Here is a 12,197-nt window from a genome sequence, read left to right as displayed (position 1 = left end):
CATTCAATTCGAGCGCAACACGATAAGATCGGCCAGTTCGCCCAGGCGTCGGGCGCGCGCGCCGAACACCGCCAACGCTTCATGCGCCGTGGCCCGAAGCTGCTCCGCCAGCTGGCGTGCAGGTTCGAGCCCCATCAGCGACACGTAGGTCGGCTTGTCGTTTGCCGCGTCCTTGCCGGCGGTCTTGCCCAGCGTGGCGGTATCCGCGGTCACGTCGAGGATATCGTCCACCACCTGGAACGCCAGGCCCACGGCTGCGGCGTAGCGGTCGAGCGCGGCCAGGCCGGCTTCGTCCACGGCACCGCAGTAAGCGCCCATGCGCACGCTGGCGCGCAGCAACGCACCGGTCTTCATGCGGTGCATGCCTTCCAGTTCTTCCAGCGACATGGCCAGGCCGACATGCTGCAGGTCGATCGCCTGCCCGCCTGCCATGCCCACCGAGCCGGATGCCCGGGCCAGTTCCGCTACCAGGCGCAGGCGCGCGGCGGCGTCGAGCGAGGTCAGCAAGGCCGATTCGGCCAGCACCACGAAGGCCTGGGTCTGCAGCGCGTCGCCTACCAGCAGCGCCGTCGCTTCATCATAGGCCTTGTGCACGGTGGGACGGCCACGACGCAAATCGTCATCGTCCATGCAGGGCATATCGTCATGCACCAGCGAGTACGCGTGGATCATCTCCACCGCGCTGGCTGCCGCGTCGCAGGCCTCGGGTGCGGCGCCCGCTACTTCACCGGCCGCGTGCACCAGCAAGGGGCGAACCCGCTTGCCACCGCCGAGCACAGCATACCGCATGGCTTCGTGCAGCGTGCAAGGCACTGTCTCCACAGCCGGCAGCCCGGCGTCGAGCGCGGCCTCGGTCCTGGCGCCCGTGGCGCGCATCCACGCGGCGAAATCGCCGGCTTCGGTAGCTTGTTGCGATTCACTCATTCCAGGTCTCCAGCATCGGCGGCCATGGGCTTGAGCACATCGCCGTCCAGCACTTTAACCTGTTGTTCCACGCGTTCGAGCATCTGCTGGCAGTACCTGACCAGTTCGGCCCCGCGCTTGTACGCGGCCAAAGAATCTTCCAGCGGCAAGGCGCCGCCCTCCATGCTGGCTACCAGCGCCTCCAGTTCGGCCATGGCGGCCTCGTAGGAGGCGGGCGGCGCGGAGGCGGACCGCTGGTCGGTCGCGGCCGGATCGGTCTGGGCCGGGGAGCTCGTAGTCTTTGGCATTGCGGACATTGAATCTGGGGAAGCTGGGATTTTACGCCAAAGCGGGGCATTGCCCGCATCCCATGCAACAGGGGGCATCGACATGCGTTGCCGGAAAGTGACTTGTGCGCTTGGGTCGTCTTTCCGAATGCGCCCCGAACGACACCTCCATGACGACCCGGGTCGACTTTTTCGCTAAAAAGGCTAAATAATCAGTCCCTTAACTTTTTCGCTCGGGTACAATCCGCGGTTCGTCAGCGCGATCTCCATCTTTCGACCCGGAAGCGGGCCACGGCGCGGCTGACTGTCTTTCCCAAATCGATTTCTTTTTCGATGGTTGGGTTGTTCACTGCTTTCGCCTGTCATAGGGAGTGGGGATAATGTCCAATCTCAGCACCGCGCTGAAACTGGTGCCGGCTGATACGCAGTTGCCCGTGAACGTCTACATCGACGAGGCACTGCATCAACAAGAACTGGAACTGCTGTTCAAGAAGGGCCCGGGCTATGTCGGCCACGAACTGATGATCCCCGAAACGGGCGATTTTCAGGCGCTGGCCGCCGAGGACGAGGGCCGCATCCTGGTACGGAATGCCGACGGGATCGAGCTCATGTCCAATGTCTGCCGCCATCGGCAGGCCATCATGCTCAATGGCCGCGGCAATGCGAAGAACATTGTCTGCCCCTTGCACCGCTGGACCTACGACCTGAAGGGCGAACTGCTCGGCGCGCCGCATTTCGCCGAGCGTCCGTGCGTCCACCTGAACCGCTCGCCGCTACAGAACTGGAACGGCCTGCTGTTCGAGGGGCAGCGCGACGTTCGCGCCGACCTGGCCCGCCTGGGCGTGGCCGAAGACCTGAACTTCGAAGGCTACCTGCTCGACCACGTCGAGATCCACGAGTGCAACTACAACTGGAAGACCTTTATCGAGGTCTATCTGGAGGACTACCACGTCGTGCCGTTCCACCCGGGCCTCGGGAGCTTTGTCTCCTGCGACGACCTGAGCTGGGAGTTCGGCGACTGGCACAGCGTCCAGACGGTCGGGTTGCACGCGGGCCTGAAGCGCCCGGGCAGCCCTACGTACCAGAAGTGGCATGAGGCCGTGCTGCGCTTCAACAACGGCGTGCTGCCCAAGTACGGCGCGATCTGGCTCACCTACTACCCCAACATCATGGTGGAGTGGTATCCGAACGTGCTGGTGGTCTCCACCCTGCACCCGCTCGGGCCGAACAAGACGCGCAACGTCGTGGAGTTCTACTACCCCGAGGAAATCGCGCTGTTCGAGCGCGAGTTCGTCGAGGCCGAGCGCGCCGCTTACATGGAAACCTGCGTCGAGGACGACGAGATCGCAGAGCGCATGGATGCCGGGCGCCGGGCGCTGGCCAAACGCGGCGTCAGTGAGACGGGTCCATACCAGTCGCCCATGGAAGACGGTATGCAGCACTTTCATGAATGGTATCGCCGCGCCATGTCCTTCACGGACTGACCCGCCAGCCAAGTCCCAGCGAGCCGCGGCATCGACAGCGCAGCGCAGACGCAAGCAAAACGGACCGCCCATGCGGTCCGTTTTGCCTTTGGTGCGGTGCACACTCGCTGATACAATCGCCGCTTCCGGTGTGCGTCCGGCGTCTCGCCGCCTGCCCTGCCGGCCATTCGCCCCATGCGGAGCCTTTCGCGATTCGGATCCCCGCCCCCGCCAGGACCCGCTTCGCGCGCTGTCCATTCTTCCTTTCGCCCCACCATGCAATCGCTCTGGATGCTGTTCGCCGCCTTCGCCTTCTCTTTAATGGGGGTGGGCGTCAAGCTGGCATCCGAGATCTATGCCACGGGCGAGATCGTGTTCTACCGCAGCCTGATCGGCGTGATCATCATGTGGACGGTGCTGGCTTCGTCGGGCACCTCGGTGCGTACGCCGCACATGGCCATGCATATCAAGCGCAGCTTGTTCGGCGTGACCGCCCTGCTGCTGTGGTTCACCTCGATCACCATGCTGCCGCTGGCCACGGCGATGACCCTGAATTACATGTCGCCGGTCTGGATCGCGCTGATCCTGGGCGCCGGCGCAGCCTTGACCGGCACCGGCGGCGCGGACCGCAAGCTGATCGGCGCCATCCTGATGTCGTTCGGCGGCGTGATCTGCCTGTTGCAGCCTTCTGTCGGCCATAACCAGCTCACCGGCGGCCTGATCGGCCTGATCTCCGGCATGTTCACCGCGCTGGCCTATGTCGAGGTGCGCCAGCTCGGCCAGCTGGGCGAGCCCGAAGGCCGCATCGTGTTCTATTTCTCGGCAGTCGGGATGGTGGTCGGCCTGGCCTGGATGCTGTACACCGGCCCGAGCACCCACACCTGGCGCGGCGCGGGCCTGCTGCTGGCGATCGGCATCCTGGCCACGCTCGGCCAGACCGCGATGACGCGCGCCTACAAACGCGGCAACACGCTGCTCACCGCCAACCTGCAATACGCCGGCATCGTGTTCTCCAGCCTATGGGGCATGATTGTCTGGCGCGACCAGCTCAACTGGCTGTCCTGGGTCGGCATGGGGCTGATCATCGCCAGCGGCATCGCCACCACGCTGACCCGGGCGCGCGAAGGCTCCAACCGGCAGCCAACCGCCGATACCCCGGTCAAGTCGGCCGAGGCGGAAGTGCACCCCGAGGTGTAGCATCGGGGGTGGCGGACCGTGCTCACCCCGCCCTCTCACCGCGCCTGCCCGTGCCGTTGCGGCGCAACGATCCCAACCCAAGGTTACGCCATGTTCACCACCCTGATCTCCAGCCAGGACCTGCGCGCGCTGCGCGAAGACGGCAGCCGCCACAGCGTCGTGATCGACTGCAGTTTCGACCTGGCCAACCCGGCCGCCGGACGCGAGGCCTATCACGTGGGCCACCTGCCCGGCGCCTTCTATCTGCACCTGGACAACGAACTGTCCGGCGAGAAAACCGGCACCAACGGCCGGCACCCGTTGCCGGACCCGAACACGCTGACCGCGCGCCTGCGCGTGCTGGGCGTTAGCGAAGACACCCAGCTCATTGCCTACGACGCGCAGGGCGGCATGTACGCGGCGCGCGCCTGGTGGCTGCTGCGCTGGCTGGGCCACGGCGCCGTGGCCGTGCTGGATGGCGGCAAGAATGCGTGGGTGGCGGCGGGCCTGCCGCTCGAGGCAGGCAACACGCCGGAGCCCGAAACCCCGGGCAACCTGACGCGCAAGGCGGCGCTGGTGGCCACGGTGGACGCCGACGCCGTGCTGGCGAACCTGGCAAACCCGGCCCGGCTGGTGGTGGACGCCCGTGCGGCAGACCGCTTCCGTGGCGAGAATGAAACGCTGGACCCCGTGGGTGGGCATATCCCGGGCGCGGCCAACCGCTTCTTCAAGGACAACCTGGGAGAAAACGGCAGCTTCAAGCCGGCTAGCGCGTTGCGCCAGGAGTTCGGGCAAGTGCTGGGCAGCAAGCCGGCCAGCGAGGCGATCATGCAGTGCGGCTCGGGCGTGACCGCCTGCCACAACCTGCTGGCACTGGAAGTAGCCGGCATGCCGGGCGCCGCGCTCTATCCGGGCTCGTGGAGCGAGTGGTGCGCCGACCCGGCGCGGCCAGTAGCAAGCGGGGCCTGATGGCGAGCGGCGCAAGCCGCCAGGGCCAGCTTACCTGGCGGCAGCCGCCACGCCATGTGCATGGCCATGACCATGGTCATGCGCTTCGTGCACGCCATTGGTGATGAAGAAGATGGCGCAGATCCCGGTGGCGACCAGCACGACCTGGATGATCGATTCGCGCCAGCGCGGCTTGCGCTGCATCTGCGGCATCAGGTCGCTTACGGCGATATAGACGAAGCTGCTTGAAGCAATCACCAGCACGTAGGGAATCCAGCCGCTCATCTGGTCGAGCAGGTAATACCCCACCACGCCGCCAGCGATCGCCGCCAGGCTGGACAGCAGGTTAAAGGCAAAGGCGCGCGCCTTCGAGAACCCGGCGTTGAGCAGCACGATGAAATCGCCCACCTCCTGCGGGATCTCGTGCGCGGCGATGGCCAGCGCGGTGACCAGGCCAATATGCGGATCCGCCAGGAAGGCCGCGGCGATCACGATGCCGTCGGCGAAATTGTGGAAGGTGTCGCCCACCAGGATGGTCATGCCGCTACGGCCGGCTTCCTCTCGGTCATGGCCGTGGTGATGGTGGTGCCCATCGCCCTCGTGATGATGCGAGTGGCGCAGCAGCGCGACTTTTTCCAGAAGGAAGAAGCCGAGCAGGCCGGCCAGCAAGGTACCGAACAAGGCACGCGGATCGCCGCCGGACTCGAATGCCTCGGGCAGGGAATGCAGCAGCGCCGTGGCCAGCAGCACCCCCACCGAGAAACTCACCATGCGCTCGACCACGCGGGAAGCCACTGTCAGCGACAACAGCGCCGCGCCAAAGATACTGCCCACCCCCGAGATGGTGGCTGCAAGCAGGATGTAGACAAGCGTGGAATCGATGATGGGCTCCCGGGATCGGCTTTTCCGTTCTTAGGGAGCAGCATCGATCTCAAACGCAACACGGTTGCAAGAAACGAAGCCCGCATTGTACGTAGGTTGCAGCCGGTTTTGCAAATCCCGTGGCACAAGCCGCTCCTGGCTACGGGCGCGGCAGCGCCGCACCCTGCTGCAAATGCGCACCAGGGCGTGCCGCGCCTCAAACCCCGTGCTGCTTGAACCAGGCCAGGCAACGCTGCCAGCCGTCCTTGGCATCCGCTTCCCGGTAACTCGGGCGGTAGTCCGCGTTGAAGGCATGGCCGGATTCCGGGTAGACCACGAACGTGGAAGCCTTGGCAAAGGGGTCGCTTGATGCCGCCAGCGCCGCCTTCATCTTCTCGACCTGTTCCTGCGTGATGCCGGTGTCCTTGCCGCCGTAGAGGCCCAGCACCGGCACCTTGAGCTGGCCGGCCAGGTCGATCGGGTTGCGCGGCTTGATCGGGGTCGGCTCGCCCACCAGCTGGCCATACCAGGCCACGCCTGCCTTCACCTGCTGGCTGTGCGCGGCGTACAGCCAGGTAATGCGCCCGCCCCAGCAGAAGCCGGTAATGGCCAGGCGGCTGGTGTTGCCGCCGTTGGCCTTGGCCCAGGCCGTCGCCGCGTCGAGGTCTCCCATCACTTGTTCATCAGGGACCTTGGAGATCAGCTTCGCCTGCAGTTCCTGGATGGTGCCGAAGCTGCTTGGGTCGCCCTGGCGCGCGAACAGCTCCGGCGCGATGGCGAGGTAGCCCAGCTTGGCAAAGCGCCGGCAGATGTCGGCGATGTGCTCATGTACGCCGAAGATCTCGCTCACCACCAGCACCACCGGCAGGTTGGTCTTGCCTTCCGGCTGGGCGCGGTACGCCGGCATGTTGAAGCCGCCCGAGGGAATCGTCACCTCGCCGGCGGCAAGGCCTGCGAAATCGGTCTTGATGGCCTGTGCCATCACAGGCAAGGCTGCTGCGGCAAAGGCCGAACCCAGCGCCGTCTTGACGAACGCGCGGCGGTCATAGGACTGGCTGGGTACGAGGCTGTCGACTTCTGGCTTCAGCATGCGGTCTCCTGTCTGACATGGATGGCGAATCTGGATGGACAACGCACGGCGCGGCATCGCCGCCGTGGCGAGATCCGATTCTAAGCAAACATGGAGTCCAGCGCACGCGGCCGGCAAGCGGGGCGATTCGCAGTGCGATTCGCCCTGCGCCGGCGCGTGTCAGTGCAGCTTGACGCGCGGGCTGGTCTTGCTGCGCAGCCAGTGGGTCACGGTATCCAGCCCCATGCCCACGGCGCCGTGCAACGCCATGACGTGCATGCGGTACAGGGAGCTGTACATCACGCGCGCCATCAACCCTTCGATAAACATGGAGCCGCCGATCAGGCCGCCCATCAGGCTGCCGACCGCGCTGAAATGCCCCAGCGACACCAGCGAGCCCAGGTCCTTGAACCCAAAAGACGGCAGCGGCTTGCCGTCCAGGCGCGCGCGCAGCGCGCCGTAGAGGAACGTGGCCTGCTGGTGCGCGGCCTGGGCGCGCGGCGGCACGGCGCCCTGCTTCTCGGGCCAGGGGCAGCTGGCGCAGTCGCCAAAGGCAAAGATATCGGGATCGATCTCGCTTTGCAGCGTGGGCTTGACGATGATCTGGCCCATGCGGCTGACCGGCAGGCCCAGGGTGGAAAGCACCGCCGGCGCGGTAATGCCGGCGGCCCACACCGTCAGGTCGGCGTCGATGCGCTTGCCGCTGGCGGTCAGCACCGCGTCCTCGGTGACTTCGGTCACGCGCTCGGCGGTGAGGACTTCGATATCGAGCTTGTGCAGCAGCTTGGTGGTTTCGGTGGACACGCGCTCGGACAGCGCGGGCAGGATGCGCGGGCCGGCCTCGACCACGTGGATGCGCACATCGCGGCGCGGATCAAGCTGATGCAGCCCATAGGCGCTGAGCACGTGCGCGGTATTGCGCAACTCGGCAGAGAGCTCGACACCGGTGGCGCCGGCACCGATGATGGCAACATCCACGCGCGGGCGGCCATCCTCGCCGATGCGCCCGCGCCCGTTCTGGGCGCGCACGCAGGCCGAGATCAGCTTGCGGCGGAAGCGCTCCGCCTGGTCCACGGTATCGAGCGCGATGGCGTTCTCGGCGGCGCCGGGCACGCCGAAGAAATGCGTGACGCAGCCAATCGCCAGCACCAGGGTGTCATAGGAAAGATCGCGTGCGGGCAAGAGCTCCGTGCCGTCGAGATCGACACAGGCCGCCACCGAGATCGTCTTGCGATCCCGGTCGATGCCGGTCAGCTCGCCTTGCTGGAATTCGAAATGATGCCAGCGGGCCTGCGCCACGTATTCAAGCTGATGGGTGTGGGGATCCATGCTGCCGGCGGCAACTTCATGCAGCAGTGGTTTCCAGATATGCGTGGGGGAGCGGTCCACCAGTACGACCTGCGCGGCCCCGCCCTTGCCGAGCTTGTCGCCCAGCCGCGTGACCAGCTCCAGCCCGCCTGCTCCTCCTCCGACTACGATGATGCGATGCGCCCTTCCCTCTGTGCTCATGATCTACCCAGTGTCGTCGATATTCTTTTGCGGGGCCTGACGCGAGCCAGTGACCTCGGCTTTTCATCAGTCTGCTGCACAGCAGCACAACTGGCAAGACGCCATTCACCGATTCAGCGGTCGCTTCAATCGAAACCAGGATGCAGGAATACCGGGACGGGTGCAATCCCGGGGCGGCCCCGAAGGCCGCCCCGCGCGCTTAGTGGGCCTCCTCCCAGTTGCTGCCGGCGCCAACCTCGGCCACCAGCGGCACACGCAGTTCAGCCACGTTGCACATCAGTTCCGGCAACTTCACCTTGACCAGTTCCAGCTCGGCCTGCGGCACTTCCAGCACCAGTTCATCGTGCACCTGCATGACCTGGCGCGTGCCCAGGCCATCGCGTTCCAGCCAGTCCTGCACCGCGATCATCGACAGCTTGATCAGGTCGGCGGCAGTACCCTGCATCGGCGCGTTGATGGCGGCGCGCTCGGCGCCCTGGCGGCGCGGGCCGTTACCGCCATTGATGTCCGGCAGCCACAGGCGGCGCCCGAACACGGTCTCGACGAAGCCCTGCTCGCGCGCGGTCTGGCGCGTTTCTTCCATGTACCGCGCCACGCCGGGATAGCGCATGAAATAGCGGTCGATGTAGTGCTTGGCAGCCTCGCGCTCGATGCCGAGGTTGCCGGCCAGGCCGAAGGCGCTCATGCCGTAGATCAGGCCGAAGTTGATGACCTTGGCATAGCGGCGCTGCTCGCTGCTGACGGCATCCGGCGCCACGCCGAAGATCTCCGCGGCGGTGGCGCGGTGCACGTCCTCGCCCTCGGCGAACGAGCGCATCAGGTTCTCGTCGCCAGAGATATGGGCCATGATGCGCAACTCGATCTGCGAGTAGTCAGCCGACACGATCACGTTGCCCGGCCCGGCGATAAAGGCCTCGCGGATGCGCCGGCCTTCCTCGGTGCGCACCGGGATGTTCTGCAGGTTGGGCTCGGTGGAAGCCAGCCGGCCGGTCACCGCTGTGGTCTGCCCGTAGCTGGTATGCACGCGGCCGGTGGCCGGGTTGACCATCTTCGGCAGCTTGTCGGTGTAGGTGGACTTGAGCTTGGACAGGCCGCGATAGTCCAGCAGCAGCTTGGGCAGCGGGTAATCCTCGGCCAGCTTCTGCAACACCTCTTCGTCGGTGGACGGCGCGCCGCTGGCGGTCTTCTTGACCACCGGCAGCTTCATCTGGCCGAACAGGATCTCGCCGATCTGCTTGGGCGAGCCCAGGTTGAAAGGCTGGCCCGCGGCCTCGTACGCGGCCTGCTCCAGCGTCAGCATGCGCTGGCCGAGCTGCGTGCTTTGCGCGCCCAGGCGCTCGGCGTCGATCAGCACGCCGTTGCGCTCGATCTTCTGCAGCACCACCGAGACCGGCATCTCGATCTTTTCGTAGACGTAATGCACCCCCGGCAACGCCTCGACCTGCGGGTACATGTTGCAATGCAGGCGCAGCGTGACGTCGGCATCCTCGGCCGCGTACTCGGTGGCGCGCGCGATGTCGATCTGGTCAAAGCCGATCTGGCTCGCGCCCTTGCCGCACACTTCCTCGTAGCTGATGGTCTTCAGGCCAAGCAGGCGCTCGGCCAGGCTGTCCATGCCATGGTTGCGATGGGACGCCAGCACGTAGCTCTGCAGCATGGTGTCGTGCACGATGCCGCGCAGGCTGACGCCGTGATTGGCAAAGACATGGGAATCGTACTTCAGGTTCTGGCCGACCTTGCCGCGCGACGGGTCTTCGAGCCAGGCGCGCATGCGTGCCAGCACGGCCTCGCGCGTGAGCTGGCCATTGGCTTCCAGGCCCACCACGTCCGGGCCGCGGTGCGCCACCGGGATATAGCAGGCTTCGCCTGGCTCGATCGACAGCGAGATGCCGACCAGCTGGGCCTGCAGCGGGTCCAGCGAAGTGGTCTCGGTATCGATGGACACCAGCGGCGCGGTTTCGATGCGCCGCATCCAGGCCTCCAGCGCCGCCTCGGTGGCCACGGTTTCATAGCGGATCTGGGCCGGGGCCGGGGCGCTGTCGAACAGGCCGCCCTGGGCCGGACCCGGGTCGGCTCCCGCCGCGGCGGCGCCGGCCGCAGGCGGCGCCGCGCTTGCGCGTGCCTGGGCGCGCGGGTTGGGCAGGCTTTCGCCGGTGGCCTCGCGCAGCCAGGTCTTGAATCCATAGCGCGCAAAGAAGTCAATCAGCTTGTCCTTGTCCTCGCTGCCACCCTCAAGCTGGTGGAAGTCGGCCAGCGAGCTCGTCAGGTCGCAATCGGTCTTGACCGTCACCAGCTCGCGCGCCTTGGGCAGCCACGCCAGTGTGTTGCGCAGGTTCTCGCCCACCACGCCCTTGATGCCGGGGGCATTGGCCATGACATCGTCGAGCGTGCCGTACTCGGTCAGCCATTTGACCGCGGTCTTGGGGCCCACCTTGGGCACGCCGGGCACGTTGTCCACGGCGTCGCCAATCAGCGAGAGATAGTCGACGATGCGCACCGGCGGCACGCCGAACTTGGCGGCCACGCCGGGCGGGTCGAGGATTTCCCCGCTCATGGTATTGACCAGCGTGACGTGGTCGTCGACCAGTTGCGCCAGGTCCTTGTCACCGGTGGAGACCACCGTGCGCATGCCTTCGGCGGTGGCCCGGCGCGCCAGCGTGCCGATCACGTCGTCCGCCTCCACGCCTTCCACCACCACGATGGGCCAGCCCAGCGCGCGCACCGCTTCGTGGATCGGCTCGATCTGCTTGGCCAGGTCCTCGGGCATCGACGGGCGATGCTCCTTGTAGGCCGGATACAGGTCGTCGCGGAAGGTCTTACCCTTGGCGTCGAACACGCAGGCGCTATACTCTGCCGGGAAATCGCTGCGCAGCTTGCGCAGCATATTGATCATGCCGTAGATTGCCCCTGTGGGCAGGCCCTCACCGTTCCTCAGGTCCGGCAGAGCGTGATACGCACGATACAGATAGCTCGACCCATCGACGAGCAAGAGTGTTTTTGGACTATCCGACATTCCCATGGACTCAAAATTGACTGGTGCCGCCGCAGGCGGTGCGAACGCCGCCCCCCCTTCCGACGCAGCCGGCGCCGATAACCCGGCGGCAGCCCTCAAGCAGGCCGCGCAAGGCAGTATTACCACCGCGGCCGATATGGATGTGAACGTGACGGTCAGCGCCGCTGCCGATGGCCCGGGAGATACGTCTCCCGCCGCCGGCATCCGCGCCAACCCACGCAAGATGATTCCCAGCCTGCGTGCGCTGGCCGACGAAGACCGCGCGACAGCAAAGAAGGCGCGCGCTTCGTGGCAAATGTTCACGATTATGGCAGAGTTCATCGAGGCGACCGAGTACCTTTCGGAGATCCGCCCGGCGGTATCGATCTACGGTAGCGCGCGCCTGCGCGAGGATTCACCTTACTACCAGCGCACCATCGAGATCGCCCGCCTGTTCTCCGACGCCGGCTTCGCGGTGATCTCGGGCGGCGGCCCGGGCATCATGGAGGCGGCCAACAAGGGCGCCCACGCGGGCAAGTCAGCCAGCGTGGGCCTGAACATCGAGCTTCCGCACGAGCAGCAAGGCAATCCCTACCAGGACATCGCCATGCGCTTTCGCCACTTCTTCACGCGCAAGGTCACCTTCGTCAAGAATTCGGACGCCTTTATCGTGATGCCGGGCGGTTTCGGCACGCTGGATGAGCTGGCCGAAGTGCTGACGCTGGTGCAGACCGGCAAGTCCCGCGCCGTGCCGGTGGTGCTGTTCGGCAGCCGCTTCTGGAAGGGCCTGCTTGACTGGTTCCGCTTCACCCTGCTGCCGATGGGCCTGATCGCCGAGCATGACCTCGACCTGATGAAGATCGTGGACGAGCCGCACGAAGTGCTCGAAGCGGTATATGAGTACTACGAGCAGCGCGGTGGCGACAACCCGATCCCGCCCAAGGAAGAGATGTTCTACCTGTAAGCCAGGTAGAACAGGCCCGCCAGGC

10 protein-coding genes are annotated in these 12,197 nt (G+C 65.9%); 4 read left to right on the top strand and 6 right to left on the bottom strand.

What is annotated here, in order from left to right; all coding sequences use genetic code 11:
- Positions 1 to 3 precede the first annotated feature (3 nt).
- Positions 4 to 924, bottom strand: coding sequence for a polyprenyl synthetase family protein (locus tag AC07XB_RS08350; RefSeq protein WP_492827675.1), 921 nt, complete (start codon positions 922 to 924; stop codon positions 4 to 6).
- Positions 921 to 1,211, bottom strand: coding sequence for an exodeoxyribonuclease VII small subunit (locus tag AC07XB_RS08345; protein ID WP_492814292.1), 291 nt, complete (start codon positions 1,209 to 1,211; stop codon positions 921 to 923). The genes AC07XB_RS08350 and AC07XB_RS08345 overlap by 4 nt, the downstream gene beginning before the upstream one ends.
- Positions 1,212 to 1,570: 359 nt before the next feature.
- Between AC07XB_RS08345 and AC07XB_RS08340 the strand changes: the two genes are divergently transcribed.
- The 3 genes from AC07XB_RS08340 to AC07XB_RS08330 all read left to right on the top strand — a co-directional run bounded on the left by AC07XB_RS08340 (position 1,571) and on the right by AC07XB_RS08330 (position 4,798).
- Positions 1,571 to 2,674 (top strand): aromatic ring-hydroxylating oxygenase subunit alpha, encoded by a 1,104-nt coding sequence (locus AC07XB_RS08340; RefSeq protein WP_174428233.1) that lies wholly within the window; start codon positions 1,571 to 1,573, stop codon positions 2,672 to 2,674.
- Positions 2,675 to 2,929: 255 nt separating this feature from the next.
- A complete protein-coding gene (locus AC07XB_RS08335; protein ID WP_492827677.1) occupies positions 2,930 to 3,850 on the top strand; it encodes a DMT family transporter in 921 nt (306 codons plus the stop codon).
- A 90-nt stretch (positions 3,851 to 3,940) separates the two neighbouring features.
- Positions 3,941 to 4,798 (top strand): sulfurtransferase, encoded by an 858-nt coding sequence (locus tag AC07XB_RS08330; RefSeq protein ID WP_492373999.1) that lies wholly within the window; start codon positions 3,941 to 3,943, stop codon positions 4,796 to 4,798.
- Between the two features lie 30 nt (positions 4,799 to 4,828).
- Here the strand turns inward: AC07XB_RS08330 and AC07XB_RS08325 are convergent, their stop codons facing one another.
- From AC07XB_RS08325 to polA, 4 genes are all read right to left on the bottom strand, one after another.
- Positions 4,829 to 5,662, bottom strand: a complete 834-nt coding sequence (locus AC07XB_RS08325) for a ZIP family metal transporter (RefSeq protein WP_492827826.1) — start codon at positions 5,660 to 5,662, stop codon at positions 4,829 to 4,831.
- A 193-nt stretch (positions 5,663 to 5,855) separates the two neighbouring features.
- The gene (locus AC07XB_RS08320; RefSeq protein ID WP_492373998.1) at positions 5,856 to 6,728 is read right to left on the bottom strand and encodes a dienelactone hydrolase family protein; all 873 of its coding nucleotides are present in this window, start codon (positions 6,726 to 6,728) and stop codon (positions 5,856 to 5,858) included.
- 159 nt (positions 6,729 to 6,887) lie between these two features.
- Positions 6,888 to 8,216 (bottom strand): NAD(P)/FAD-dependent oxidoreductase, encoded by a 1,329-nt coding sequence (locus AC07XB_RS08315; RefSeq protein ID WP_492373997.1) that lies wholly within the window; start codon positions 8,214 to 8,216, stop codon positions 6,888 to 6,890.
- A gap of 199 nt (positions 8,217 to 8,415) precedes the next feature.
- Positions 8,416 to 11,229 carry a DNA polymerase I gene (gene polA, locus AC07XB_RS08310; protein WP_492373996.1) on the bottom strand — a complete coding sequence of 938 codons (2,814 nt, stop codon included), beginning with the start codon at positions 11,227 to 11,229 and terminating at the stop codon, positions 8,416 to 8,418.
- A 4-nt stretch (positions 11,230 to 11,233) separates the two neighbouring features.
- Here polA and AC07XB_RS08305 point away from each other — a divergent pair, with 4 nt between their 5' ends.
- Positions 11,234 to 12,172, top strand: coding sequence for an LOG family protein (locus tag AC07XB_RS08305; RefSeq protein ID WP_254615357.1), 939 nt, complete (start codon positions 11,234 to 11,236; stop codon positions 12,170 to 12,172).
- Positions 12,173 to 12,197 lie beyond the last annotated feature (25 nt).

The organism is Cupriavidus sp. GW821-FHT02F09 (assembly GCF_059421605.1).
Note: the sequence above shows the minus strand (reverse complement) of the source record. Positions and strands in the feature narration are given on the sequence as shown.